At 65.0% G+C, this 26,573-nt stretch carries 23 protein-coding genes and 3 tRNA genes; 14 read left to right on the top strand and 12 right to left on the bottom strand.

Features of this window, described 5'->3' with window-relative positions:
• The first annotated feature begins 141 nt into the window (after window positions 1-141).
• The 5 genes from smrA (at window position 142) to VZC39_RS04515 (ending at window position 5,096) form a co-directional block, all read left to right on the top strand.
• Complete coding sequence (smrA, locus tag VZC39_RS04535) at window positions 142-723, top strand: DNA endonuclease SmrA (protein WP_434666079.1); 582 nt, start codon at window positions 142-144, stop codon at window positions 721-723.
• Between the two features lie 106 nt (window positions 724-829).
• Window positions 830-2,308 carry a carboxypeptidase M32 gene (locus VZC39_RS04530; RefSeq protein ID WP_349921257.1) on the top strand — a complete coding sequence of 493 codons (1,479 nt, stop codon included), beginning with the start codon at window positions 830-832 and terminating at the stop codon, window positions 2,306-2,308.
• Between the two features lie 184 nt (window positions 2,309-2,492).
• Window positions 2,493-3,947: an AlkA N-terminal domain-containing protein gene (locus tag VZC39_RS04525; protein ID WP_434666076.1), complete on the top strand. Its 1,455-nt coding sequence runs from the start codon at window positions 2,493-2,495 to the stop codon at window positions 3,945-3,947.
• 65 nt (window positions 3,948-4,012) lie between these two features.
• Window positions 4,013-4,489 carry a methylated-DNA--[protein]-cysteine S-methyltransferase gene (locus VZC39_RS04520; RefSeq protein WP_349921256.1) on the top strand — a complete coding sequence of 159 codons (477 nt, stop codon included), beginning with the start codon at window positions 4,013-4,015 and terminating at the stop codon, window positions 4,487-4,489.
• Window positions 4,490-4,676: 187 nt separating this feature from the next.
• Window positions 4,677-5,096 (top strand): cupin domain-containing protein, encoded by a 420-nt coding sequence (locus tag VZC39_RS04515; RefSeq protein ID WP_349921255.1) that lies wholly within the window; start codon window positions 4,677-4,679, stop codon window positions 5,094-5,096.
• A gap of 94 nt (window positions 5,097-5,190) precedes the next feature.
• Here VZC39_RS04515 and VZC39_RS04510 read toward each other — a convergent pair whose 3' ends face one another.
• From VZC39_RS04510 to VZC39_RS04480, 7 genes are all read right to left on the bottom strand, one after another.
• Window positions 5,191-5,856 (bottom strand): class I SAM-dependent methyltransferase, encoded by a 666-nt coding sequence (locus VZC39_RS04510; protein ID WP_349921254.1) that lies wholly within the window; start codon window positions 5,854-5,856, stop codon window positions 5,191-5,193.
• Between the two features lie 129 nt (window positions 5,857-5,985).
• Entirely contained in the window at window positions 5,986-6,234 is a 249-nt protein-coding gene (locus VZC39_RS04505; RefSeq protein WP_434666071.1) for a DUF1272 domain-containing protein, read from the bottom strand.
• A 29-nt stretch (window positions 6,235-6,263) separates the two neighbouring features.
• Window positions 6,264-6,593, bottom strand: coding sequence for a DHCW motif cupin fold protein (locus VZC39_RS04500; RefSeq protein ID WP_349921252.1), 330 nt, complete (start codon window positions 6,591-6,593; stop codon window positions 6,264-6,266).
• Window positions 6,594-6,661: 68 nt separating this feature from the next.
• Window positions 6,662-7,471 (bottom strand): alpha/beta fold hydrolase, encoded by an 810-nt coding sequence (locus tag VZC39_RS04495; RefSeq protein WP_434666068.1) that lies wholly within the window; start codon window positions 7,469-7,471, stop codon window positions 6,662-6,664.
• A 118-nt stretch (window positions 7,472-7,589) separates the two neighbouring features.
• Window positions 7,590-9,464 (bottom strand): peptidase U32 family protein, encoded by a 1,875-nt coding sequence (locus VZC39_RS04490; RefSeq protein ID WP_434668344.1) that lies wholly within the window; start codon window positions 9,462-9,464, stop codon window positions 7,590-7,592.
• Between the two features lie 307 nt (window positions 9,465-9,771).
• Window positions 9,772-10,380 carry a LysE family translocator gene (locus VZC39_RS04485; protein ID WP_434666066.1) on the bottom strand — a complete coding sequence of 203 codons (609 nt, stop codon included), beginning with the start codon at window positions 10,378-10,380 and terminating at the stop codon, window positions 9,772-9,774.
• Between the two features lie 158 nt (window positions 10,381-10,538).
• Window positions 10,539-11,483, bottom strand: a complete 945-nt coding sequence (locus VZC39_RS04480) for a LysR family transcriptional regulator (RefSeq protein ID WP_434666064.1) — start codon at window positions 11,481-11,483, stop codon at window positions 10,539-10,541.
• Window positions 11,484-11,701: 218 nt separating this feature from the next.
• Here VZC39_RS04480 and VZC39_RS04475 point away from each other — a divergent pair, with 218 nt between their 5' ends.
• From VZC39_RS04475 to VZC39_RS04455, 5 genes are all read left to right on the top strand, one after another.
• Window positions 11,702-12,790 (top strand): ketoacyl-ACP synthase III, encoded by a 1,089-nt coding sequence (locus VZC39_RS04475; protein WP_349921248.1) that lies wholly within the window; start codon window positions 11,702-11,704, stop codon window positions 12,788-12,790.
• A gap of 287 nt (window positions 12,791-13,077) precedes the next feature.
• A tRNA-Tyr gene (locus VZC39_RS04470) sits at window positions 13,078-13,162 on the top strand.
• 32 nt (window positions 13,163-13,194) lie between these two features.
• A tRNA-Tyr gene (locus VZC39_RS04465) sits at window positions 13,195-13,279 on the top strand.
• A gap of 37 nt (window positions 13,280-13,316) precedes the next feature.
• Window positions 13,317-13,401, top strand: a tRNA-Tyr gene (locus VZC39_RS04460).
• 146 nt (window positions 13,402-13,547) lie between these two features.
• Window positions 13,548-13,835, top strand: a complete 288-nt coding sequence (locus tag VZC39_RS04455; RefSeq protein ID WP_434666060.1) for a hypothetical protein — start codon at window positions 13,548-13,550, stop codon at window positions 13,833-13,835.
• Window positions 13,836-13,866: 31 nt separating this feature from the next.
• On the opposite strand, the gene VZC39_RS04450 is transcribed toward VZC39_RS04455, so the two are convergent.
• Complete coding sequence (locus VZC39_RS04450) at window positions 13,867-14,715, bottom strand: patatin-like phospholipase family protein (protein WP_434666057.1); 849 nt, start codon at window positions 14,713-14,715, stop codon at window positions 13,867-13,869.
• 195 nt (window positions 14,716-14,910) lie between these two features.
• Between VZC39_RS04450 and VZC39_RS04445 the strand changes: the two genes are divergently transcribed.
• Window positions 14,911-16,284 (top strand): endonuclease/exonuclease/phosphatase family protein, encoded by a 1,374-nt coding sequence (locus VZC39_RS04445; RefSeq protein WP_434666055.1) that lies wholly within the window; start codon window positions 14,911-14,913, stop codon window positions 16,282-16,284.
• A 59-nt stretch (window positions 16,285-16,343) separates the two neighbouring features.
• On the opposite strand, the gene VZC39_RS04440 is transcribed toward VZC39_RS04445, so the two are convergent.
• From VZC39_RS04440 to dsrO, 3 genes are read right to left on the bottom strand one after another with little or no spacing between them, the layout of a single operon-like run.
• Window positions 16,344-19,451, bottom strand: coding sequence for a tetrathionate reductase subunit A (locus tag VZC39_RS04440; protein ID WP_434666052.1), 3,108 nt, complete (start codon window positions 19,449-19,451; stop codon window positions 16,344-16,346).
• Window positions 19,452-20,564, bottom strand: a complete 1,113-nt coding sequence (nrfD, locus tag VZC39_RS04435) for an NrfD/PsrC family molybdoenzyme membrane anchor subunit (protein WP_434666050.1) — start codon at window positions 20,562-20,564, stop codon at window positions 19,452-19,454. It abuts the gene before it with no gap.
• Window positions 20,554-21,324, bottom strand: a complete 771-nt coding sequence (gene dsrO, locus VZC39_RS04430) for a sulfate reduction electron transfer complex DsrMKJOP subunit DsrO (protein WP_434666047.1) — start codon at window positions 21,322-21,324, stop codon at window positions 20,554-20,556. The genes nrfD and dsrO overlap by 11 nt, the downstream gene beginning before the upstream one ends.
• 271 nt (window positions 21,325-21,595) lie before the next feature.
• On the opposite strand from dsrO, the gene VZC39_RS04425 reads away from it, so the two are divergent.
• The 3 genes from VZC39_RS04425 to pepE all read left to right on the top strand — a co-directional run bounded on the left by VZC39_RS04425 (window position 21,596) and on the right by pepE (window position 24,913).
• Window positions 21,596-23,422 carry a sensor histidine kinase gene (locus VZC39_RS04425; protein WP_434666044.1) on the top strand — a complete coding sequence of 609 codons (1,827 nt, stop codon included), beginning with the start codon at window positions 21,596-21,598 and terminating at the stop codon, window positions 23,420-23,422.
• 1 nt (window position 23,423) lies between these two features.
• Complete coding sequence (locus VZC39_RS04420; protein WP_434666041.1) at window positions 23,424-24,023, top strand: response regulator transcription factor; 600 nt, start codon at window positions 23,424-23,426, stop codon at window positions 24,021-24,023.
• Between the two features lie 149 nt (window positions 24,024-24,172).
• Window positions 24,173-24,913: a dipeptidase PepE gene (gene pepE, locus VZC39_RS04415; protein WP_434666038.1), complete on the top strand. Its 741-nt coding sequence runs from the start codon at window positions 24,173-24,175 to the stop codon at window positions 24,911-24,913.
• Between the two features lie 118 nt (window positions 24,914-25,031).
• On the opposite strand, the gene VZC39_RS04410 is transcribed toward pepE, so the two are convergent.
• Entirely contained in the window at window positions 25,032-26,567 is a 1,536-nt protein-coding gene (locus VZC39_RS04410; RefSeq protein ID WP_434666035.1) for a DHA2 family efflux MFS transporter permease subunit, read from the bottom strand.
• Between the last annotated feature and the right edge of the window lie 6 nt (window positions 26,568-26,573).

The following is a 26,573-nucleotide window of genomic DNA, read 5'->3' as shown; positions in this document are numbered from 1 at the left end:
TGATGCCCCCAACCTGCCAGGCAAAGCGCGACCAGACCCGTGCGCCCTCCCCATCAGCCTTGGCCGCCTTAGCGGACGGCCATTCTAAGCGGGGGCAGGGCCCGTTATAATGTCTCCTCATTTTCATGGGGGGAGCCTGCCGTGCCACATGACGACGAATACTCACTCTTCCTGCAGGAGGTCGCCGATGTGCGACCCCTTCGCAGCGACCAGATAGCACCTCAACGCGGCGACAGCGCCCCGACCGAGGCTCAGCTCGCGCGCCGCCAGGCCGCCAGCGCAGGCCCGCTACCCCAGGACATGCTCAGCATGGAGGCCATCACGCTGCTGGATCCCCACGAAATCGTCGGCTTCAAGCGCGACGGCGTGCAGGAGGGGGTCTACAAGAAGCTGCGGCTCGGCAAATACGAGCTGCAGGCCAGCCTGGATCTGCACCAGAAGACCCTCAACGAAGCACGTACCGCCCTGGCGCAATTTATCGCCGATTGCGAGGTGCGGGACATCCGCTGCCTGCTGATCCTGCACGGCAAGGGGGAGCGCAGCACCCCGCGCGCCATGCTCAAGAGCCATGTCAGCGCCTGGCTGCCGCAACTGCCGGCGGTCATGGCCATGCACAGCGCCGAACGCCGCCACGGCGGCAGTGGCGCCCTCTATGTGCTGCTGCGAAAGAGCGAGCGCAAGAAGGCCGAGAACCGCGAGCGCCACCAGAAGCGCCTGCCCTGAGATCCCGAAAGTGGCAAGGCACCCGACGCCGGTGCTAGCATCATGACGCCCCGATCATGCCAGGTACGGGGTGCATACTCTCAGGGACGATAACAAGGACAATCCCATGTCATATCAAAAGCTTGAAAAACATCAGCAACAGCTGCACCGACTCTCCCATCTCTCCGCCATCTGCGGCTGGGATCAGGCCGCCATGATGCCGGAAGGGGGCAACGAGGCGCGGGCCGAAGCCATGGCGGAACTTGGCGTGCTCATGCACCAAAAGCGCACCGCTCCCGAGCTCGGCGACTGGATAGCCAAGGCAGAGAGCGAGAACCTGGATGCGACCCAGCGCGCGAACCTCGCTGAGATCAAGCGCCACTGGCAGGATGCGAGCCTGCTGCCGGGGGAGCTGGTGGAGGCGCTCTCCTTGGCCGGCAGCAAGTGCGAACACGCCTGGCGCCGCCAGCGCAAGGAGAATGACTGGGCCGGTTTTGCCCCGAATCTCAAGGAGGTGGTGAAGCTGTCGCGGGAGGTCGCGACCTTGCGCGCCGAGGCGCTGGATCTGCGCCCCTACGACGCCATGCTGGCGCTGTATGAGCCCGGCATGACCAGCGCGCGGCTGGACGGCATCTTCGGCGATCTGACGAGCTGGCTGCCCGATCTCATCCAGCGCGTGAGCGAACAGCAGAAGCGCGACACCCTGTTGATCCCGCAAGGCCCCTTCCCCATCCCGACTCAGCAGGCGCTCGGCCAGGAGGTGATGGGACTGCTCGGCTTCGATTTCGCCCACGGCCGACTCGACGTGAGCAGCCACCCGTTCTGCGGCGGTGTGCCGACGGACGTGCGCATCACCACGCGCTACAACGAGGGCGAATTCGTCTCCAGCCTGATGGGCATAGTGCACGAGACGGGGCACGCCCGTTACGAGCAGGGGCTGCCGCGCGACCTGCTCGGCCAGCCGGTCGCCGAGGCGCGCTCCATGGGTATTCACGAGAGCCAGAGCCTGTTCTGCGAGATGCAGCTCGGCCACTCCCCGGCGTTCCTGTCGCTGATAGCGCCACGCATCCGCGCCCACTTTGGCGATCAACCGGCACTCGATCCCGCGAACCTCGTGAAGCTGTACAACCGCGTCGAGCCCGGCTTTATCCGGGTCGATGCGGACGAGGTGACCTACCCGGCGCACGTCATCCTGCGCTACGAGCTGGAGCGCGATCTGATGGAAGGGCGCATCGAGGTGGCGGACATCCCCGAGCTGTGGGACATGAAAATGCAGCAGTGGCTCGGCCTGTCGACCAAGGGCAACTACCAGAATGGCTGCATGCAGGACATTCACTGGACGGACGGGTCGTTTGGCTACTTCCCGAGCTACACGCTCGGCGCCATGTACGCGGCGCAACTGCGCTTCGCGCTGGAGCGGGAACTCGGCGACATGGGCGCGCTGATCAGTGCGGGCCGTCTGCCGGAGATCTTCGCGTGGCTCGGTCGTCACATCTGGTCACAAGCTAGCCTGCACGACACGGACGAACTCGTGCGACGCGCGACCGGCGAGGCGTTGAATCCACAGTGGCTGCGCCAGCATCTGGAGCAGCGTTATCTGAAGTAGCATCTGAAATAACCTTTGCCCAGATGCAACAACGGCGCCCCGACCGAGGGCGCCGTTTTTTATCCCGCTTTCCCGCGGGAGCCCGCCGCCGATTATTTTTCCTATCCCTGTCCGTTTTTGGCTAGTCAGCCCCCGCCTCCCCGCTTAGTCTCAGGGCATGAACAGAGCCTCTGGAGTTGTCACCATGCAAATCGAGCATCCAAGCGAACAGGACGAGATAGTCCCCGGCCTCACCCGCGAGCAGTGTCACGCCGCCCGCCTCGCCCGGGATGCGCGCTTCGACGGCCGCTTCTTCACCGGCGTGCTCTCCACCGGCATCTATTGCCGTCCCATCTGCCCGGCGCGCGCCCCCCACAAGCACAACGTGCACTACTTTCGCTTCGCCGCCGCCGCCGAGCAGTACGGCCTGCGCCCCTGTCTGCGCTGTCGGCCCGAGCTGGCCCCGGCGCAGGGAGGGGATCTGCCAGAGCTCGTCAGCCGGGTGCTCTCGCGCATCGAGCGCGGCGAACTTGCGGACAGCACGCTCGGGACGCTCGCGGCCGAGGCGGGCATCACGGAGCGCACCCTGAGGCGTCAGTTCGAGCAGTACCTCGGCGCCTCGCCGAAACAGGTGGAGCAGACGCGCCGCCTGCTGCTCGCCAAGCGGCTGCTGACGGAGACGCCGCTGCCCGTCACCGACATCGCGTTCGCGGCCGGTTTTGCGAGCATCCGCCGTTTCAACGATGCGTGGAGCCACGCCTATGGCCTCTCCCCTAGCGCCTTGCGCAAGCAGGAGGGCGCACGTCCGGCGCAGGAGCCGGGACCGGCGCTCACCCTGCAACTGCCCTATCGGCCACCGTTCGATGTGCAGGCCATGCTGGCGTTCTATCGGCTGCGCGCCATCCCGGGGCTGGAGCGGGTGGACGAGCAGGGCTATGAGCGGCGTCACCGGATCGGTGAGCAGGAGGGGTGGATCCGTATCGAGCCCGGGGTGGGCAACCAGCTGCGACTGACCCTGCGGGGTCTGCCGCCGGGGGCGCTACCGGACATCCTGTATCGGGTGCGGCGCATGTGGGATCTCGATGCGGACATGGCGCGGATCGGCGAGCGGCTCGGTCAGGATCCGCACCTCGCGCCGCTGCTGGCGCGCTGGCCCGGCGTGCGCCTGCCGGGGGGCTGGGATGAGTACGAGGTGATGCTGCGCGCCATCGTCGGTCAGCAGGTGTCGGTCAAGGGCGCCATCACCATCATGGGACGGCTGGTGGCGCGCACCCTGGCGCAGTTCGGCACCAGTACCCTGCCAACCCCGGCCCAGCTGTGCGCCCTCGATCTCGATGGCATCGGCATGCCGGGCAGCCGGATCAGGACGCTGCAAGGGCTGGCCGGGGCGCTCGCGAGCGGCGCCATCACCCTGGCCAGGGCGAGTGATGAGCAACTGCTCGCGCTGCCGGGCATAGGCCCCTGGACCGTTGCGTACTGGCGCCTGCGCACCGGGCAGGATCCGGACGCCTTCCCCGCCTCGGATCTGGTGCTGCAAAAGGCGCTCGGGGGCGGTGTGAAACTGCCGGTCAGGGAGGTGGAAACCTTGAGCCGCGCCTGGCAACCCTGGCGCGCCTATGCCGCAAGCTGGCTGTGGCATGCCTATGCCCTGGGCGAGTAAGCGGGCGAGCGGCCCGAGCGGCTGACCCAGGCCGAAACATCACAGCAAACCGAGGAGACAACATCATGATCCGCTACGACTTTCTGGACACCGCCTGCGGCCCGTTGCTGGTCGCCATCGACGAGACCGGCCTTCGCCACGTGGATTTCGTGGACGGCCTGCGCCCCCTGCCCACGCAACCCGGGTGGCAGCAGGACAGCGAGGCGCTGGCTCCCTATCTGGCCGAGTTTCGGGACTACTTCGCGGGCAGGCTGCAACGCTTCACCCTGCCGCTGGCCGCCCAGGGCACCGCGTTTCAACGCGCCGTGTGGCAGGCACTGTGCGACATCCCCTACGGCGAGACCCGCAGTTACGGCGAGATAGCGATCGCCATCGGCAAGCCGAGTGCGAGCCGGGCGGTGGGCGCCGCCAATGGCCGCAACCCGCTGTCGATCATCGTCCCCTGCCATAGGGTGATCGGCCAGAACGGCAGCCTGACCGGTTACGCCGGCGGCCTGCCCATCAAGCAGGCGCTGCTGAAACTCGAAGGCATCCCGTGCTGAACAAGCCCCCTGAGCCGGGCTCCCCATCAGGCCTGCTGACCCGTGACAAGGGCGAAACAGCGTGAAGTGGGCGGTGGCAGTGCGGCAGCAGGTGTTGATGCGGGCTCAGCCCTATGCTTGAAGGGGTGAGGTCGGGATGACCTCCCCCGTCTCGAACAGCTTGTTCAACACGCAAAGGAGAGAGCAGATGAAATTCATGCATGCAGTCGTCCTCTCGCTGTCAATGCTGCTGGTGGTCGGCGCCCCCTCTTGGGCCAGCGCCGACACCATGGTGATGACCCAGGCCGATCTCAAGTGGAAGGAGATGGGCAACGGCATCGCCGCCGCACCGGTGTCCGGTGACATGGCCAGCGGGCCGAGCCGCTTCTTCCTGAAATACCCGGTCGGGCTGGTGACCCCCAATCATCACCACGATGCGGATCACTATGTGACCCTGGTGTCGGGAGCCATCATCCTGACGGCAGGAGGCAAGGCGCACCGCCTCGGCCCCGGCGACTACTTCGCCCTGACCGACAAGGCGCCCCATGTCGCCAAGGTTGAGGGCAAGGAGCCGGCGGTGTTCTTCATCCAGGCGGATGGCCCCTGGAATGTGGTGATGGATAAATAAACGTGTGAACGGCGGCGGGCTCCCTCGGGGCCCGCCGGACTCCGCCATCTCTATTTCCTCGTCCTGGCTGCCCCAGCCGAACTTGATGCCCGCCTCAGCGCCGGGTTGCCAGCCAGCCGTGAAAGCCGAGCGCCTGAAAGTAACGCTGCCCCGCGCTGAAACCCGCCCCTTGCAGCAACCGCTGCAACTGCCCCTCATCGAGGGGAATAAAATCGTCGGCGAGACGCTGCATCATGCGCTCGCTGGCCGCCAGTGGCAGACCCCCTAGCCGCGCCTGCTGTCCCATGACGGCGCGCTCCATTGGCTCCGCAGCCGTCATCAGATCCGCCAACAGCAGCGGGGAGCCGACCTTGAGATGGCGGGAGATATCAACAAGCAGCGATGACTTAGAGTTTTCATCCAGAAAATGAAGCACCAACAGACAGAGTGCGGCGTCGAAATGTTGTGAGGCAGTGGGTAACGCCCCCAAAAGCCACCTAACTCGCTCTCCCATCCCGGCCTCGTCGGCCCGCTGACGCGCCTGGGCCAGCATGTCCGCCGAGATGTCCTGGGCGACAAAGTGCCACCGGGGGCAGAGCTTGCCAAGCAGCAGCAGCTCGCTGCCGGTGCCCACTCCCACCAGCAGCACCCGCGCCTCCTCCCCGAGCCTTGCCATCAGCTGGGCAGCACTCAATTGATGCAGCAGCTCATAACCCGGCACCAACAAGGGAATGCGCTGGTCATAGGCCAGCGCCCCCGCCCCTTCAAATCGTTCCGCCATCTCGCGCTCCTTGGTTGAGCCCCTGTGATAAGGGCTCTAGCCGGGAGAAGGTAAAGCCCTGTTTGGGGTGGCCACGACGCGCCATGCCTGCTTGTCGTCCCGTAGGGCTTCACAGCGCAGGCAAAGGAGTTAGCTGTTTTGCTCCCGCAGCGCCGGGTTGAATACCCGCTTGCTGGAAGGAGGGTTGGCCACGAGTTTCCCGGCGGGGCGGCGGGGGCGCCTCACCAGCTCGCCGCCGCAGTTCGGGCAGCTTTGGTGTAGGTAGCGCTCGTTGCAATCGCTGCAGAAGGTGCACTCGAAGGAGCAGATAAGCGCTTCACTGCTGCCGGCGGGCAAGTCCTTGTCACAACACTCGCAGTTCGGTCTGAGTTCCAGCATGGGCAACCTCTCGATCAATGGGAAAAGGGTCAGTCGACGATAAAGAGGCGGGCACCCCGCTCGGTGAAGGAGCGGTGAGGCTCGGCGTTGTCCGCCACCTGATAGCTCATCCCGGCGCTCAGGGTGAAGACGCGGCCATCTTCCAGCTCGGTGTGCAGCTCCCCTTCCAGACAGAACAGTACGTGGCCCTTGCTGCACCAGTGATCCGCCAGATAGCCGGGGGAGTACTCCACCATCCGCACCCGCATGGGGCCAAAATGCTGGGTGTGCCAGCGGGCAGTCCCCTTCTCCCCCAGGTGTTCAGTGGGCGGGATCTCGGCCCAGTTCGTGGTGCAAAACGGCAGATTGTTGATTTCCATGGAAGATCCTGTGTCGAGTGAATTTTCTAAATAACCAGGACGCCATCCCGGCGCCCGAAGGACGATGATCAGCCGATGCGATGCCTGCTCAAGAATGTCTCCACCAAATCGAGCACCTCGGCCTCCCGCTCCCGATGAGGCACATGGCCGCAATCGGGCAGCAGCGCCATCTGCGCCGCCCCGCTCACCCCGCCCGCGATGGCGCGGGGAAAGGCGGCCGAGCCGAATTCATCTTTCTCGCCGTGGATGGCGAGCACGGGACAATGGACATCGGCGAGACGCGGCGCGAGGGACCAGTGGCGAAACGCCGGGCTGAGCCAGACCCCCGTCCAGGCATCCAGCACCCAGCGGGCCCGCTCGCCATGCCATCTTGTGAGGCGCACCAACTGCGCCTCGTCTTCGAAGCCTTGCTTGGCCACCCGTATTCCATCCAAAGTGCGCTCCTCCACGAAGGCCTGCGTAGACTCGCTGATCACGGCAAGGCAGCCACTGCTGGGTCGGGAGGCGGCGGCCAGCGCCATGGCGCCCCCCACACTGTGGCCGAACAGCAGGTAGTGGCCAAGGCCGAGGGCCTTGATGAGGGTGGGCAGATAGAAACGGGCCTCATCGTCGATAAAGCCCGGCTTGGCGGGCTCAGTTTGTGGCGAGGATTGGCCGAAGCCGAGGCGATCGTAGGCGATGACGGGGCGCTGCAGGCGGGTCGCCAGGGTGGCGGGAAAGTCCCGCCACTGGGCCACGGAACCGAGGGAATCGTGCAACAGGATCAGCGGGGAGTGGCCTGTACCGGCGGGACGCCATTGGCGCACGAAGAGGCGTCCACCCGGGACGCTGACAAAGCTATCCGCGACGCTCAGCGCCGCGCTTTCTTCGACTTCCATATCGCATATCCTGGCTCGGGATGGGGTGAGGAGGGTTAGCCCGTTGCCCGCGCATCCTGCGCCAGCCAGCCCCTCATCGGAGCCCCCAACATGCCCTCTCCCGCCGCCAGGCGCAAGCCTAGCGTTTCAGGCTGCCCATCACCTGCATCTCGCAGCGTTTGCAGTCAAAGCGCAGGCGGAAACTGTCCTTGCCTATCTTCAGCTCCAGTGGCTCGGGTTTGAGGCCCGCTACCTCCTTGGGGCAGAGGTTCTGGCTGTAGCGGATGCAGTGCTTGGTGATCATCAACACCACTTCTCCCTCCTCCTTGTTCGCCTCATAGGCGGGGGCGATGCGCTCCACCCCGTGCTCGCGGAAAAAGTCCTCGGCGGCTTTGTTCAGCACGTTGCCAAGGTAGGAGAGCCGGTGCTGGGGATAGGTGACGTCCCACAGCGGGATGCGCCGCTCCGGGCGCTGGTAGGCGATGAGGCGCGCTGCCTCCAGCGCCGCTATGCCGTCCCGGCGCAGGCCGTTGAGCATGGACGCGGCAAGGAACAGGGGGTTGGTGAACACCAACTCCACCTTGCGGGCCACAAACAGGGTGTTGCCAAGCTTGGCGAGCTGGTCCCGTGCCTGTTGCAGCGCCCGCTCCGGATTGTCGGCAGGCCGTTTGTCGCAGACGAGCGTCACGCTGGCCTCGATGCCCTGCTCGTCGACCAACGTGAGTCGTACCCCTTGCTCGCACTCGGACAAGTGCATGTCCACCCGGATGCGACGATCGCTGCTCGGTTTTTCCAGCAGCTTGCTGAATACCTGGTCGTGGTTGCGGTAGATCTCGGTGCCCACCTTGAGCCCAGCCATGGTTTCGGAGAGGAGCAACTGCTTACTCCCGCCCTTGCTTGCCACCTTGTTGAGGCGCATCCCCATCAGCTCGCCCCCCGGCTTGAAGAAACCGAGACCGTCGCCATTGTTGAGGATGAGTCCCCGACTATCCAATGGGCGCCCGTCTATCTCTATCCCTTCCTTGCTGACGCGAGTGACCCGGCCCAGAGGTTCCCCCAGGTATTTCGGGCTGCGGGGGGAGTCGATATCCGGCTGGCGACCGTGGAGGAAGTAATCGGTGGCCCCCCGGTTGAAGCTCTTCTTCGGATCCGGCGTGAAGCCATAACTGCAGCGACCGGCGGAGCTCGCCACCAGATCCGGGCGCTTGTCCAGGATGGCGTCCAGCTTCTGGCGATACCAGGCGGTGACGTTTTTGACGTAATCCAGCCCCTTGAGCCGTCCCTCTATCTTGAAGGAGCGAATGCCCGCCTCGATCAGCGCCTCCAGGTTCGCGCTCTGATCCATGTCTTTCAAAGAGAGCAGGTGGCTGTTTTCCACCAGCACCTCCCCATCCGGCTTTTGCAGGGAGCAGGGCAGCCGGCAGAGCTGGGCACACTCCCCCCGGTTCGCGCTGCGGCCGGTGCGGGCATGGCTGATGTTGCACTGACCGCTGTAGGAGACACACAGGGCCCCGTGGATGAAGAACTCCAGCTGAACCGAGGTCTGGGCGCTGATGGCGCGGATCTGCTCCAGCGACAGCTCACGGGCCAGCACCACCTGGGAGAACCCCACATCCTGCAGGAATTTCACCTTCTCCGGGGTGCGGTTGTCGGTCTGGGTGCTGGCGTGCAGGGCGATGGGGGGGAGGTCCAGCGCCAGCAGCCCCATGTCCTGCACGATGAGCGCATCGGCACCGGCTTCGTAGATCTGGTGGGTGAGACGCCTGGCCTGCTCCAGCTCGTGGTCGTGCAACAGGGTGTTGAAGGCGACGAACACCTGGGCACCGAAGCGGTGGGCGTGGCGCGCCAGCGCCTCTATGTCTTCGAGGGAATTGCCGGCGGCGCTGCGGGCGCCGAAGGCGGGGCCCCCCATGTAGACGGCATCGGCGCCATGGTTGATGGCCTCGATGCCGTAGGCGAGGTTCTTGGCCGGGGCCAGCAGCTCCAGGCGGTTATGATGGGTCTGATCGTGCATGGCGTCCGGTTCGAAGGGCTGCAAATGGCCGCCACTCTAGCGACTGCGCCCCCTCCCTGCCTTGATCCCGCTTAAGATCACCGCAGAATGCAGGATTGGATCAGCCCCATGTCAGCTCCCCTCATCCCCAGCCCTTCTCCCGCGAGGGGAGAAGGGCGCTGCGAGATTACGCTGACTGCACAGGCTGGATTGTGCTCAGATCACCACCTTCAGCGCCAGCCCCAGCAGTACCAGGCCGCTGACCTTGTCGATGACGAAGGACTTTGCCTTGAGCCAGGCCAGCCACTGGATCGACCGCGGGAGCGCGTCAGATCATCACCTTCAGCGCCAACCCCAGCAGCACCAGGCCGCTGACCTTGTCGATGACGAAAGACTTTGCCTTGAGCCAGGCCAGCACGGGACCACGAGAGAGCACCAGAGCCACCAGCACGTACCAGATTGCATCGATACCGCCGGCGGTGAGCATCATGATGCCGCCTTCCCACCAGCCGGTGTCCGCATGGACGAACTGGCTGAACAGGGCGATGAAGAAGATGGCGAGCTGGGGGTTCAGAAAGGCGACCATGAAGCCCTCGAAGACCCCCTGGCGACCACGCACTGCGTGGGCGTCCTCTTCCACGGATCCGCTGGCAGGTTTGGCGAGCAATGCCTTGATGCCGAGCCAGGCGAGGAAGGCGGCACCGACGTAGCGAATGATGTCAAACAAGAGCGGGGTTTGGGTGATAAGCACGGAGAGGCCCAGCGCCGTGATCAGCGCATAGATGCCGACCCCGAGCCCGTGGCCGAGGGCCGTGACCACCCCGTGTCCCTGCCCGCCCTGCACCGTGTTGCGGATGATCAGCGCCAGACTCGGGCCCGGGCTGATGGCCCCCATGAAACAGACCGCCGCCAGCGCCAACCAACTCGTGAATTCCATCACTGCCTCTCTTGAATGAAGATCAATACCGGCCCTCAGGGTAAGGGGGGCATCATCATGCAAGAAGTGAAAGTTATGAATAGATCTCATAGCCCATGACTATGACTCAGAATAAATAACTGAAGCGTGAAACTGTAAAGAACAATCAACTGCTGCCGTCAGAAACGGCCCCTGCCCAGGGTCTTGCGGCTCTCGTCGACGGTATGTTGCAGGTGATCCCGCAGGAAGGGATAGGCCAGCTCCCGGAACCAGCGGTGGGCCGGATCCTGATGATGGCGCTGGTGCCACAGCAGGTGGTACTGCTGGGGACGGGTGGCAAAGGGGAGATCGCAAAAACTGAGAGCGTGCTCCCTGGCGAGTTGCCAGGCGATGTGGGCCGGGGTGGTCATCAGGCAGTCGGTGCGCAGCAGCACCTCCACCGCCGCCTGGAAGAAGGGCACCCGGGCAAACCAGCGGCGGGAGAGCCCCTGTGGCCCCAGCACCCGCTCCACCGGGCTGTCCTTGTCGCCGCCGCCGCTTACCTGCAGATGGGGCCAGGCGAGGTACTCCGCCAGAGATGGGGTGGTACCGGACAGGGGATGCTGGCCCCCCATCAACATCACCAATCTATCCTCCCCCTGATGCAGGCCCCGGATCTGATCCGGCACCAGATCCGTGATGGTGGAGACCAGATCCAGCTCGGATTGCCACAACTGCGGCAGTTGGCGCTTGTCCCACAGGCTATATTCAAGGGCCGCCTGGGGAGCGGCCCTGGCCAGCGCCGCGCAGATATCCGGCAGGATATGCTGGGCCACGTAGTCAGAGGAGGCGAGACGAAACACCCGCTCGCAGCGCTCGGGTTCAAACCGGGGGGCCTCATAGAGCCTGTCCAGGGCACCGAGGGAATCTGCAAGCTGAGCCGCCAGGCTCTCGGCCCGCGGGGTCAGCAGCCAGCGCTGGCCTTCGCGCACCAGCAGCTCGTCGCCAAATTCGGCACGCAGCTGGGTCAGCTGCTTGCTGATGGAGGGCTGGCTCAGGTGCAACAGCTCCGCCGCCCGGCTGATGTTGCGGGTCTCCAGCAACACCTTGAGGGTGGGCAACAGGTTGAGATTCGCTTTGTGCACGGGATCACCTCGACGCGGGGGCCCTGGCCTGACACCAGGGACCGAAAACGCCATCTTACGGCAAGGCCAACAGCTTATTTAAGCAAAATCATCCTCTTGCCAGCCTCACCCCACCACATCGCCCACCGCCGGCATGACAGCCAGATGACACTGCTGGGCCCGTGCGGCATAATTTCGTCATCTGTGCCTGCGGGCCCGCCACGACAAGCGATCACAAGATGACCTACGCCAATATCACCGGCTGGGGCAAATGCCTGCCCCCCAGCGTGCTGACCAACGACGATCTCAGCACCATCATGGATACCTCGGACGAGTGGATCTATCCCCGCACCGGCATCAAGGCGCGCCGGGTCTCCCACGTCAGCACCCAGGCTCTCGCCACCCTGGCCGGGCGCCGTGCCCTCGCCTGCGCCGGCCTCGATGCCGCTCATCTCGACGGCATCATTCTCGCCACCGCCACCCCGGGCACCCTGATCCCGAACGGCGCCTCCGCGGTGCAGCAGGCCCTCGGCGCCCACAAGGCGGCGGTGTTCGATCTCAACGCCGCCTGCACCGGTTTCGTCTATGCCCTCTCGGTGGCCACCTCCCTGGTGCAAACCGGCATGATGAGCAAGGTGCTGGTGATCGGCGCCGAGCGTCTCACCCAGTTGCTGGACTGGGCCAAGCGCGACACCGCCGTGCTGTTTGGTGACGGAGCGGGCGCCGTGGTGATCGAGGCGAGCGAGCAGGAATCCGGCCTCATCGCCAACAAGATCGGCTGCGACGGCGAGGCCCGGGAGATCCTGCACGTGCCGAACTTCGGCACCGACCGGGTGCGCTTTGCCGACATCGACGGCTTGTTCACCTTCAACTTCGAGGGGCAGGAGATCTTCAAGCGCGCCGTGCGCGGCATGGGGGAAGCCACGAGCACGGTGCTGACCCAGGCGGGCATTACCCCCGAGCAGATCGACCTCATCGTCCCGCACCAGGCCAATGTGCGCATCATCGAGACCCTGGCCAAGCGCATGGACGCCCCCATGGAGAAGGTGATGGTCAACATCGAGCAGTACGGCAACACCTCCGCCGCCACCGTGCCCATCGCCCTGTGCGAGGCGCTGGAGCAGGGCCGGGTCAAGCCGAACAGCTATCTGCTGAGCGCCGCCTTCGGGGCCGGTCTGACCTGGGGCGCCGCCCTCATCAAGTGGGGAGATCGCGTCACCCCCATCGGCCGGTGCGACGAGGCGCTGCCCCCCTGCGAGCAGAGCGCCCTTGAGCTGATCGCCCAGGCGGTCGAGGGGTGCCGGCAGGCCCGCGCGCAAGAAGAGTGAGCGCGAACCACCCTCAATCCATGAAGGAGCCTCTGGGCTCCTTCATCGCTTTTGCGTTGTTACCTTGATTCTGCACCTCGCTGGCCCTGCGCTCTTCTGCCTCTCTTCACGAATCGCCGCCGCGCCGGGAGGTGGCGACCCTATCCCAGGAGAGAAAAGTCATTGAAAAGCGTGAATTTTGAGCGAGAGATATCAAAAAATGAGCAAACAGTAATTTTTTCTCGTCAGATTGGGTCTTGGGGGTTCACAACAGGGCGGGATCTGATAGTATGCGGCCTCGCACTTGGGGAGGGGTTCCCGAGCGGCCAAAGGGATCAGACTGTAAATCTGACGGCTCTGCCTTCGAAGGTTCGAATCCTTCTCCCTCCACCATTCAAGTGCGAACAATCAGGAAAATACCCCGTGGAGGGGTTCCCGAGCGGCCAAAGGGATCAGACTGTAAATCTGACGGCTCTGCCTTCGAAGGTTCGAATCCTTCTCCCTCCACCATCTTCCTGATAGCAGGCCAAAAATAGCAATACCCCGTGGAGGGGTTCCCGAGCGGCCAAAGGGATCAGACTGTAAATCTGACGGCTCTGCCTTCGAAGGTTCGAATCCTTCTCCCTCCACCATCCTTCAGAAAACCCGGCTCAGGCCGGGTTTTCGCTTTTCTGCCCTCCGCACAGCACTGATTTCAGATGGCACTGTCAGATCTGACAATTGCCCCGATAGCACATTTTGTAAACAGTGGGCCATTCATGGCAAGGAGCCGCCTCATATGTTTGCAATCTGGGATGAAACGGGACAGGAGCACGGGCTGAACCTGCTTCAACTGCAACAGCGCCTCTCCACCTATCAGGGGGAGGTGATGGTGCGCTATCACAATCGCCTCGGCCTGCCCGCCACCCTGTTTCTGACCGTCCGCCAGGGGCAAGCCTATCAGCGCTTCAAGGCCGGCAATCCACCCCTGGACTGGCATTGGCTCGGTCAGGCTATTCATTTGATGCATGTACCTGATGACAACATTCATCAGATGAATAATGCCCGCCGTCAGGTGGCAAACTAGGCCCAGGCAGCGGCCAACGCCCCCGTCTGCCCTAGCGGGCTGCCCCCTTCCCGGCCAGATAGGCCAATCCCGCCTGCCAACCCATCTGATAACCCTGCTCCAGCCTGTCCTTGTCCGTTGTCATGCGGCCGACCCGAAAGCCTGCGGGAGGCACGATGACGTGGATCTGGCAATCCGCCGGCGGCTCCCGGATAAAGTCGATGGCCGCGTTGTAGCTGTGATGGCGCGAGAGGCTCGCCTCGGCCAGGGCCGGGGTCTGGCGCAGCAGATAACGGTGCAGGGCGGGCAAACGCGGCGCCTGCTTGCGATAGCCGAGGGGGCGGGAGAGCACCACTGTGATGTCCCGCGCCCCCTGTTCGTAGGCATGGCGCACCGGGATGGAGTCCGCCACCCCGCCATCCGTCATGGCCTCCCCCGCGATGCGCACGAAGTCCCGATAGGCGAGCGGCACCGAGCAGGAGGCCTTGATCTGCTGCTCCAGCGCCTCTGCACTTCCCCTGAGGTAGGCCGCCTGTCCGTCCGATACCCGGGTCGTCACCACGGTCAGCGGCACGGTGCTCTCGGCAAAGTGGGCGAGATCCAGCCTGATCTCGCGAATGGTGATCTCCCACAGCCAGTCGAGATCCAGCCAGTGGCCGCCGCGTACAAACTTGCCGAAATTGATGAATTCGGGGCGACAGGAATAATCCGTGATGACCCTGTGATTGCGCCCCCGCTGCCCCGCGAGATAGGCCGCCAGATTGACCGCCCCCGCCGACACCCCGATGCAGTGATCGAAGCCCGTCTCCCCCTTCGCCAGGAAGGCGTCCAGCACCCCGGCGGCAAAGATGCCGCGCATGGCGCCCCCCTCGACCACCAGGGCCGTTTGCTGCCGACTCATCTCTCCCCTCCCTCTGCCGTTCAACCCCCTGAAACCGGGCACGCTGTCTCATTCACCACCAAACAAGCCGTCACTTTGTGAATGGAGACACATTTTGGCTCATTCAGAGCCCAGCCTCCGGACTGGATCCCTATAATGGCCGCGCCTCACTTGACCCTACTGAGGCATAACATCTTGATGCTACGGAATATTACAATGAAAAACATCAACAAAACCCTGCTCGCCGCTGCCATTTCCTTAGGAATGCTGGCAGGCTGTAACAGCCAGAACGACTCAGAGGCCCCGGATACCATGGTTCGCTTCGCCACCTTCAACCTCTCCTTCGACCGCACCGCGGCCGGCATGCTGAGCGCCGAGCTGGCGCTGGACCGCGCCGCCCAGGATGCCCTGCTCGCTCGCTACCAGAGCGGTGATGGCAGCCTCGGCCAGGCCGAGACTACCCGCGCCAAGAACGTGCAGCAGATCCGCAATATCGCCGAGATCATCCAGCGTACCCGGCCGGACGTCTTCCTGCTCAACGAGTTCGACAACGACGGCAAGGGGGAGAGCAGCGCCGATCTGCAGGCGTTCAACAGCAACTACCTCGCCCATCCGCAACACGCCGAGGTGCAGGCCATCAGCTACCCGGTGATGCAGAACTTTGCCACCAACACCGGCCTGATGAGCGGCCAGGATCTCAACCTGGACGGCAAGGTCAGCAGCGGGCCGGACGACGCCTGGGGCTTTGGCAACTACCACGGCCAGTACGCCTTCGCCGTGATGTCGAAATACCCCATCGACACCAAGCAGATCCGCACCTTCCAGCACTTCAAGTGGAAGGACATGCCGGGCGAAGTCAACCCCGTCATCGACGACTGCAACAACGCCAAGGCGCCGATCCCGGCCGGCCGCCAGTGCGGCGAGCCCTGGTATGACGCAGCCGCCTGGGAGCTGTTCCCCCTCTCCTCCAAGAACCACGCGGACGTGCCGGTGCGGGTCAAGACCGCCAAGGGGGAGCAGGTGATCCACTTCCTCATCTCCCACCCGACCCCACCCATCTTCGGCAACGCGGCGCGCCACAACGTCAAGCACAACAGAGCCGAGGTGGCCTTCTGGCAGGACTATGTGGAGACCGCCAGCTACATGGTGGATGACGCGGGCAAGGCAGGTGGCCTGCCCGCCGGCGCCAGCTTCGTCATCGCCGGGGATCTCAATGCCGATCCCCAACTCGGTGACGGGGATCTGAGCGCCATCCAGGATCTGCACAACCATGAACTGGTCAATCAGGCGGTCACCAACGGCGCCCTGATCCCGGTGAGCCAGGGGGGCCCCGAGTGCCTCGCCAGCCAGCCGGACCAGTGCAAGCGCAACAACAACAGAACCACGCCGGAACGCATCACCAGCAGCAGCGGCCTGCAGCTCGATCACCTGATCCCCTCCGCCAACCTCAACGCGGTGGCCTCGGGCGTGTTCTGGCCCGCCAGCTTCGAGCCAGGCTACCACCTGGTGTATGACGCACAGCTCGGCATCGCCAAGGGGGTCAGCTCGGATCACCGTCTGGTGTGGGTGGATTTCGAACTGGACAACTGATGTTCGCAAGCATGCAATAAAAAGCGGGGCCACGATGGCCCCGCTTTTTGTCTCTGGCGCTACACCAGCTTGTCGACCCGGGCGGGCAGCCCCTGGCGGGCCGAGGAGCCGATGGCCCAGTCCACCAGGGGGTAGCGACCGTGACGGCTGGGATCCAGCACCGCCAAGTCGTTCAGATTGACCCCGGCCCCGCGCAAGGGGCTGGCCGCCACCTCCTCGCCATCGACCCAGTGCGCCTTTGCTCCCAGCTCCTTGTGACCGAAGCCGTGTTCGATGGCGATGGCATTCGCCTGTACCCCGGCCACGCACTCCGCCACCCCGATGACGCTGCCATCCGGGGTGCTGACCCGCACCCTGTCCCCGCTCTCGATGCCAAGACGCGCCGCCGTCTGCTCGTTGAGTCGCACCCGGTTGCTGGGATGTACCTGGCGCAGGCGATCCGAACCAATGCTCATGGAGCTCATGGTGTGAGACTTGTAACTGGTGAGCAGCAGGGGCCACTGGGCGGGCTTGAACGCCTCATTGAGCGGCGTGCCATCCGCCAGCTGGGGGCGGAAGAAGCGCGGGGTGCCGCTCAAGAACTGGCCGCTCTGGCTGTGGCGACGGCTGCCCACCTCCGGGTTCCAGAGCATCAGGGGCTTGGGCCAGCGCTTGCTCGGCTGACCCGATGCATCCCGCCCCTTGGCTACGGGTTCGAAGCGCCCACCCCGGGCGAAGAGGTAGGCGGCGCGGCTCGCCTCCTCCTGGCTCAGGGTGGCGTTCAGCACCGGCAGGATCCGCTCCACCCCGGACCAGGCAAGATCCTCTGGGCCGATGGCGGGTACCGGCTGACCGAGGTAGGCCACGTTCGCCGCGCCATAGAGGGAGAAATCCGCCGCCCGGTTCAGGCCGTGCAGCTTGCCATCCGCCCCCTTGACCACCCCCTCGCCAAAGCCCGGCAAGCCGAGGCGCTTGGACACCGCGATCAGGAAAGACTCCATGCAGACCGGATCCCCCTCCGCCGTCTTGGTGACGCGCGGTTCCACCACGGGCCAGCGCCCGGTGGAGACCTTGGTCATGACCCCGTGCCAGGCACTGGCCCAGCCCCAGGACTCGTAGGTGAGGGTGTCCGGCACTATGTAGTCCGACAGCGCCGAAGATTCGTTGATGAAGCTGTCGATGCTGATAAAGAGCGGCAGCACCTTGGGATCCTTGAGCTCTTCCCCGATGGCCTTGGCGAGCCCCGCCTGACCGTAGAGGGGGTTGCCCATGTGGTTGATCCAGGCCTTGAGCCGATAGGGATAGCCGTTCACCGCCGCGGTCAGATGCTCGCCAAGCAAGGGACCCGAGATGGGGAACCAGGGCTCCCGGGCCGGATAGGGGTTCTGCCCCGCCTCCCGCTTGCGCCGATATTCCGAGGTTTTCTCGTAAGGGAATTTGGAGCGGGACAGGAAGACGCCGGCGGGTTTGACCATGCCCGGGAAGCTCGCCAGATCGTAGCGGGGCCCGGCCCCGAAGGGGTCGAACTTGCCGCCGCTCGCCACGGCGCCGCCCCGGGCGTTGAGGTTTCCTATCATGGCGTTGAGCATCATGATGGCCCAGGCCGAGTAGAAGCCGTTGGCGCTCATGGTGCCACCATGGGAGACCACCGCCGCCCGGGTACCGTGGCTGGTGAACTCCCGCGCCAGCGCCTCGATATCGGCCACCGGCACGGCGCACTCGGCGCTGTACTGTGCAAGGCTCATCTCCCGGCACGACTCGGCCAGCAGCTGGAAGCTGCTCTTGACCGCCAGCTCGCCACTTGGGGCTGTAATTCGGCGATCCACCCAAAGACTGGCTCGCTCGCACTGACCGGCGGACAGCAGGGCACCGCTGCCCCCATCGATCACCAGCACGGCGTCCCCCTCCCCATAAGCCTCACCCTCGAAGGGCAGACCGAGATCGCTTGAGCGCAGCATCTGGCCGAAGCGTGGGTGGGATTTATCGCTGATAACCAGATGGCTGGCATTGCAAAAGCCGCGATAACCGGCCCGCTCGGCGGCCTCGGCATGGGGGGCCGCCAGGAACGCCTCGGCGTAGCGCTGGTTGTCGATGATCCAGCGCAGCATGGCCATCGCCAGGGCCGAGTCGGTGGCGGGCTTGATGGGCAGCCAGCGGTTGGTAGGGGCGGACGGCATGTTGACCGTATTGGGCAGGCTCGGCGCCACCACCACATAGGAGAATGGCTTGCCCACCCGCGCCCGGTTCGCCGCCAGCTGGCGGGACTGGCGCTTGAAGGGGTTGCCGGACTGCTGGGGCGAGGTGCCCATGAACAGCAGGAAATCGCTCTCGTCCCAATCCGGCTTGAGGTGGGCGTTCTTCTCCAGATCGTCCAGCAGGGCGCCGGCGCCGACCCGGAACGACAGGCCGCAATAGGCACCGTGATTCGCGAAGTTGCGGGTGCCGAAACTATTGAAGGTGAAGCGCTTGATGAAGTGATCCCGCCCCTCGTCCGAGGCGTTGCTCACCAGCAGCTGGTTCGCCCTGGGGCCGTATTCCGGGTTCAAGGGATCCAGCGGTGCGTCGAGGTGGCGGATGGCCCTCAACCCCTCAACCTTCCCCTCGCCGAACAGATCGCCCCCCTCCACCACCTCGGCCACCAGCTGCTCGAAGGGGATGCTCTGCCAGCGACCGCTGCCACGGGGCCCCACCCGCTTGAGGCAGCGGGTGACCCGGTGCGGGCTGTCGAGCTGTTCGAGCATGGCATTGCCCCGGGCACAGGCGGTGGATCGCCCCTCCAGCCCCCCTTCCTGATAGCCGCTTGTGCCAAGCAGCCCCTGTTTGATGGGCGTCTGGAAATCGATGTGGTGACGGGCGGAGAGCGGGTGATAGGGGTTGCCGACGATGCGCACTATCTTGTCGCTCTCGTTGTCGATGCGAGCCCGCACCCCGCACAGGGTCCAGCAGCCCAGGCACATGGTGTTGGCGAGGCGCTGGTCCGGGTTGGGGTGCAGCTCCCCTCGCTCATCGACCCTGAACTCCACCGCAAGGGAGTTGCCGTGGATGGGATCCCGGGTCGGCTTGCCCGCACTGCCGGTGGCCACCCCCTTTGCCACCTGCTCTATGGTCTCGCTGTATCCGGCCACGAAGAGCCCTGTGCCCCCGGCGATGGCGGCGCCCTTGAGAAACTTGCGTTTGCTGTGATCCATCTAGTGTGCCTCGCGTGCGGATGGAGGAGTGGTGTCAGTGGTGGGGGAAAGAGAGGGGTGAACCAGCTCGGAGAGCGCCACCAGCAGGGCCAGCAACAGGCCGAAGGTGCCGAGGATCCCGAGCATCCCCTGCGGGCCCCAGTCGATCTGATAGAGGTAGACCCCGGCCCCGTACTTGGGGGCGAGCTGCCCCTGGATGAGCACCAGCCAGCGCAGCCCCCACACCAGGTGCAAGACAAGCAGGGCCAGCCCCCACAGCCGCCAGGGTTGCGCTCGGTGAGAGCCCCTTCCCACCAGCATCAGGGCGCCGAGCCCCATCAGAGTCAGCAGCAGCCAGCGGGCCGCCAGGCGCCAGCTGGGATCGAGCCGGTAGAGGGCCCGCGCTTCCGCCGCCGACGCGCCGCCAAACAGGGCCCACCCCAGCAGGGAGAGGGCGAGCAGGGCCAGGGTCCAGCGGCTTTGGCGCAGCAGCGTTGCCTCGGTCTGCCCGCGCCAGCCCATCAGCAGCCGGTTGAGCAGCAGCAGGGCCCCCTGGGCTCCCAGCAGGGCGCTGATGACCAGCAGCCAGGGCAGCCAGGGGGTGTGCCAGAGCGGACGCGCCGCGACCGCCATGGTCTCAAGGCCGGTGTAGAGCGCGATGCTGAGGCCGCTCAGGGCCGCCAGCAGGGAGAGTGGCTTGAGCCAACGTTCCCCTGACCAGGAGCCCAGGCAGAGCAGCCGGGCGAGACGGGCGATGGCGTCGTCCCCCAGGCCCCGCCCCGCCAGCGCCGGTCTTAGCAGCAGCCAGCCCAGCACCATGCTGAGCAGGCTGAACAGGGGCAGCAGGTAAGCGCCGTACCACATGATGGAGCTGAAGCGGGTCTGGGCGTAGAAGTGCCAGGCCCGCGCCGGCTGATGCAGATCTGCGGTCAGGGCGATGGGAGCCACCAGCCCTGCCCCCATCATCAGCACGGCGGCCAGGGTCTGCAGCCGGGCGTCCGGTGCCTTGCGCCACAGCTCAAACGCCCCCAGCCAGAGGGCCCCGTAGGCGAGGCCAATCAAGAAGAAATATTGCACCGCCCAGGGCAGCCAGGTGATGGGCTGATCCGGCGCCAGCAGTTCGTTAATGGTCATGGGCTATCTCCTTGCCATCGTCGGTCAGCAGGGTGCGCAGGGCCGGGTTGCCGTCGACCTTGCTGACGAAGGCCTCATCCATACCGAGGTAGAAGACCCGCGGCTGGGTATGGGCCTCGGGTTTGAGCACCTTGAGGGCGGATTCATGCTCGCGCAGCAAACGGCTGATCTGGCTGCCCGGATCGTTCAAGTTCCCGATGATGCGCGCCTCGCCGACGCAGCTCTCCACACAGGCCGGCAGCAGACCCGCCTCCAGCCGGTGGGCGCAGAAGGTACATTTGTCGGCGGCGTGGGTCTCGTGGTTGATGAAGCGGGCGTCGTAGGGGCAGGCCTGCACGCAGTAGCCGCAGGCGACGCACCAGTCGTTGTTGACCACGACGATGCCGTCGGCTCGCTGGAAGGTGGCCCCGGTGGGGCAGACATCGAGACAGGCTGGCTCGGCGCAGTGGTTGCAGAGCCTTGGCAACATGAACAGAGAGGCGGGGGCCTCCAGGACTGCCACGTCGCTCACCTCGTACTGGCTGACCGTGGTGCGAAACTGGCCGAGGGGGGGCTGGTTCTCCATGGTGCAGGCCACGGTGCAGGCCTGGCAGCCGACGCAGCGGCGCAAATCGATCAACATGCCGTAACGCTTGCCGGGATCGCCGCGACCGATGGCCGGTCGGGCGCTCTGGGCATGAACCTGGGTAACGGGGATCAGGGCCGCACCGGCGGTGATGGCGGCAATGCCGGATAACAACCGGCGCTTGCTGGGCTCCATAAATGCTTCCTTCTGCTGGCTTGCCACGCCGGACAAGCGTGGGAATGAGGCCATTGTCCCCGGCAGAAAAATGCGTCTCTATTGTGGTTTTCCACATAGCGAGCCCCCCCTTGATCCAGCGCAAGAAAAGCGCCGGGCCAGGGTGCGAACTGTGACGTGCCCCCCATTGTCCCCCCGCCGGGCGGCCCCGTTCGGTACGCCCGGTGATAGACTGCCCGCCTATGTCTGACTCCCTGATCGTCCTTATTCTCATGCCCATAGGCCTCGCCTCATGAGCCTGCTCCGCCTGCTGGCCTGGCTGGTTCTGGCTGCGCAGTGGATGGCGGCGCCCGCGCAGGCCGGCGAGCCAGCCACCGCCGAGCCGGTGCGGATCGGGGTGCTGGCGACCCGGGGTGAGGAACACTCCCGCCGGCAGTGGCAACCGCTGCTGGACTGGCTCGCTCAATCCATGCCGGGCCGGCGATTCGAACTCGCCCCCCTCGCTCTCACTCCCCTGGCAGAGGCCATCGCCGACGAGCGGCTCGATTTTGTCATCACCAACCCGGGCCAGCTGGTCAGCCTGTCGCGCCAGTATCCGCTGGCCTGGCTCGCCACGCTCAAAAGCCCCCACGGCGGGGACAACCTGGTCATCGGTGCAGCCCTGGTGGTGCGCTCCGACGCCCCCTACCGCCACTGGCGGGATCTCAAGGACGAGAAGGTGGCGGCCGTATCAAAAGAGGCCTTCGGTGGTTATCTCGCCTACCGTTTCGAGGCCCATCAGCAGGGTGTGCGGATAGATGAGTTCTTCTCAGAGATAAATTTCACCGGATTCCCGTTGGACAGCTTGATCACCCAATTGCAGCGCGAGGCCGTGGCCGCCGCCATCGTGCCGGTCTGCCAGCTCGAGCGCATGGTGCGGGAGGGCCGCATCGATGGGCAGGATTTTCGGGTACTGGACAACAAGGCCCCCGCGGACTTTGGCTGCCAAAGCTCGACCCGGCTCTATCCCAACTGGTCCATGGCGAGCACGGCACAGGCCGCCCCCGAGCTCGCGCTGGCGGTCACCCGCGCCCTGTTCGCACTGCCCGCACAGAGCGAGGCCGCCCGCGCCGCCGACTCCGCGGGCTGGACTGTGCCCGCCAGCCCGCTCGCCATCGATCGCCTGCTCAGGGATCTGGATCGCCACCCCCTGCAGACACCTTGGTGGCAGGGAGCCTGGCACTGGCTGCGTCAGCATCAGCAGTGGGGCTGGGGGGCCCTGCTCATGGTGCTGCTGCTCGGCGGCCACCACCTGCTGCTGCAACACCTGTTCAACCGCAGCCAGCGCCGCTTGAACCGTGCCCGCCAGCGGCTCGACGAGCAGGGCCGCCAGCTCGATGACAAGGTACGCCAGCTCGAGCAGGCGCGCCGCCTGGCCCAGCTCGGTGAACTCGGCGCCACCATGGCCCACGAGATCAATCAGCCCCTGACCGCCATCGCCAGCTACAGCCAGGGCGCCCTGCTGCGCCTCGCCAGACAGGAGCAGGAACACGCTCTGACCCTCCCCCTGACCCAGGCCCTTGAGCAGATCGGCCAGCAGACCCAGCGCATCAGCCAGACCATAGGACGGCTGAGATCCCGCTGGCAGAAGCAGCCCCACCAGCCCGCGCCCACGGATCTGCAGGCCCTGGTGGAACAGCTACGCCCCCTGCTGGAGCAACTGCTGGCCCCCCTCGGGGTCGCCCTCTCCCTGAGCTGGCAGGGAGAGCCGAGATTGCTGCTGCTGGATGCAACCGGCATGGAGCAGTTGCTGGTGAACCTGGTCAAGAACGGCGCCGAGAGCGCGGCGCAAGCCCGCCCCGAGCTGACAGGAGAGGCCCCCGGGGTTGCGCTGCTTGTCGCCTTCGAGCGGGAGCGACTGCGCCTCGAGGTGCGGGACAACGGCCCCGGCCTCGCCACGCCCGAAGAGCAGTGGCAGCAGCCGTTTTACAGCAGCAAGGCCGATGGCATGGGGCTTGGCCTCGCCATCTGCCGGGATGTGGTCGAGTGCCATCGCGGTCGGCTCACCTTGAGCAACCTGAGCCCCCGTGGCTGCCTCGCCCGGGTGCTGCTGCCCGCCCCACCCTGCACAAGGAACTGATATGCCATCCCCATCCCGCCACCCCCTCTACCTGGTCGATGACGATCAGGGGGTGCTCGACGCCCTGCGCTTTATGCTGGAAGGCTGCGATTTCGCGCCGATCTGCTTTGACGATGGCGCGCGCTTCCTTGCCGAGGTGGACGTGCGCCAACCCGCCTGCCTTATCCTGGATTGCCGCATGCCTGGGCTCTCCGGCCCCGAGGTGCAGCAGCGGCTCAACGCGGCCCAGAGCCCCATCGCCATCCTGTTTCTCACCGGCCACGGGGATGTGCCCCTGGCGGTGGCGTCCCTCAAGCAGGGGGCGGTCGACTTCCTGCAAAAACCGGTGCAGCTCGCCCCCCTGCTGGCGGCCATCGAGCACGCCTGGCAGGCCAGCGAGGTGGCGGCAAGACGCCTTGCCCACCTCTGCGCCTACCAGCGCCTCACCCCTCGCGAACACCAGCTGCTGCAACTCATCGCCAGGGGTCAGAAGAATCAGCAGATAGCGAGCGAGCTCTGCATCTCGGTACGGACCGTGGAGGTGTGCCGCGCCAGCCTGATGAAGCGGCTGGAGGTGGATTCCATGGCCGAGCTGATGCTGCTCTACGCCGATGTCAGCTGATCCGGAACGGCGAAAAACTGACCGGACAGTCAATAAGCGGACACAAAGCGCGATAAGATCACACACTTCCCCTCCCGATGGGGGTAGAGTGCCTCTCTGCCTTATATCAGGGCCCAGGCCCTGCGCCTTTTCGTCATCGAGGAGTCATTATGGAACTGCTTCTTCTGAGCAATGGTAAAGCCACCGAATTCCCGGGCCTGCTCGGCTGGGCCCGCGAGCGGGTGCAAAACGTGCTCGCCCGCAAACAGGTCAAGCGCATCCTGCTCATCCCCTATGCGGTGATCCGCAGCGACTGGGATGCCCGCGCCAATGAGCTCACCGAGAGCCTGGGGGTGGAAGCCATCAGCATTCACCACTTCGACGATCCCGTGGATGCCATCCAGCAGGCCGACGCCATCTTCATCAGCGGTGGCAACACCTGGCGTCTGAACCAGAAACTGCACGAGTACGGTCTGGTGGTGCCCATCCAGCGCGCGGTGCGCGAGCGCGGCGTGCCCTATGTGGGCTGGAGCGCCGGTTGCAACGTGGCGACCCCGAGCATCCGCACCACCAACGACATGCCGGTGTGCAACGCCGCCGTGCTGCCGGCCCTCGGCCTCTTCCCCCAGCAGATCAACCCCCACTATCTGGATGCCAGCATCAGCGGCCATATGGGGGAGACCCGGGACGAGCGCCTCGCCGAGTTCTGTGCCATCAACCCGAGCGAGCACGTGGTGGCCCTGCGCGAAGCCAGCCTGCTGCAGATTAGCGGCGAGAGCAGCGGCGACACCATCGAGTACTGGAGCGCCCGCGGTCAGGGCTTCAAGATCTTCAAACACGGGGAGACCCCCCAGGAATTCATGGACGCCACCCCCCTGGCCACGCTGACCCCCTTCACCCCCAAGGTGTGACCCGGCGGTCAACTCACCCGGCACGTCCCGGTGAATCACCCATAAAAAGAGGGATGGCCAAGGCCATCCCTCTTTTTTACCGTTCCCTGCAAAGCAAGGCTGAGCAAAGCCTGGCCCCTTATTCCAGGATCATCTCCTGCTTTTCGGCCCCGGGCTTGGGCGCCTTGAGCAGCAGCACCAGCGGAATGGCACACAGAGTCACCCACATCATCAGCCGGAAGTCCTGCAGATAGGCGAGCAGGCTGGCCTGACGGGTCACGACCCCGTTCATCTCCACCAGTCCCTTGACCGTATCCAGCTTGGCGATCTCCCCGCTCTGATGCAGCGCCATGTTGAACGGGTTGATGTAGGAGGCGAATACCTCGTGGTTCATCTGGGTGCGCTGGGCCAGATAGGCGATGACCACGGAGATGCCGATACTGCTGCCGATGTTACGCACCAGGCTGAACAGCGCCGTTCCCTCATTGCGGAAACGGGGAGACAGGGTGGCGAAGGTGACGGTGGAAAGCGGCACGAAGATGAAGCCGAGCCCCAGCCCCTGCACTATGCCGGTTCGCACTATGTCCCAGCTGCTGATGTCGGTGTTGAACAGGGTCATCTCCCACATGGAGAAGCTGGTGAGGAGCAGCCCAAGCAGGATGAGATAACGCACATCCACCCGCCCGGAGAGACGGCCCACCAGCATCATGGCGAACATGGTACCAACCCCCCGCGGGGCGAGCAGATAACCCACGTCGATGACCGGATAGCCCATCAACCCCTGCATGAAGGGAGGCAGCAGGGTCATGGTCGCCAGCAGAATGATGCCGACGATGAAGATGAACACCAGCCCGACGCTGAAGTTGCGATCCCTGAACAGGGCCGGCTCTATGTAGGGATGCTTGTGGGTGAAGATGTGCACCACGAACAGATAGAACGCCATCACCGTCATGATGGTCTCGATGACTATCTCGGGGCTCGCGAACCAGTTCTGGGATTCCCCCCGGTCAAGGGCCATCTGCAACGCCCCGATGCCGATGCTGAGCAGGGCAAAGCCCAGCAGATCGAAGCGGCGACTCGCATCTATCTTGGTCTCCTCGATGAAAGCGGCGAGACCGAACCAGGCCAGCAGACCAAACGGCAGGTTGATGTAGAACACCCAGCGCCAGTTGTAATACTCGGTAAGCCAGCCCCCGAGCGACGGCCCCAGAATGGGACCGACCATGACACCGATCCCCCAGAGCGCCATGGCGGAGCCATGTTTCTCCGGCGGGTAGGTATCGAGCAGGACCGCCTGGGAGAGGGGCACCAGACTGGCGCCGAAGATCCCCTGCAACAGGCGGAACAGCACGATCTGATCCAGGCTCTGGGCCGCCCCGCACAGCATGGAGGCGACGGTGAAACCCGCCACCGACCACATGAACAGCTTCTTGCGCCCTATCCGCGCCGAGATGAAACCGGTGAGCGGCATGAAGATGGCCGCCGCGACTATGTAGGAGGTCAGCACCCAGGAGATCTGATCCTGGGTTGCCCCCATGGCCCCCTGCATATGGGGCAGGGCTACGTTGGCGATGGTGGTGTCCAGCGCCTGCATGATGGTGGCCAACATCACCGAGAGGGTGATGAAGCCACGTCGGGAGCTCTGATCGTCTCCCTGATGGCTTTGCGTCGTCATATCAAC

The organism is Aeromonas sp. NJAU223, assembly GCF_051125555.1.
In the GTDB taxonomy this organism is placed as follows: domain Bacteria; phylum Pseudomonadota; class Gammaproteobacteria; order Enterobacterales; family Aeromonadaceae; genus Aeromonas; species Aeromonas veronii_G.
Note: the sequence above shows the minus strand (reverse complement) of the source record. Positions and strands in the feature narration are given on the sequence as shown.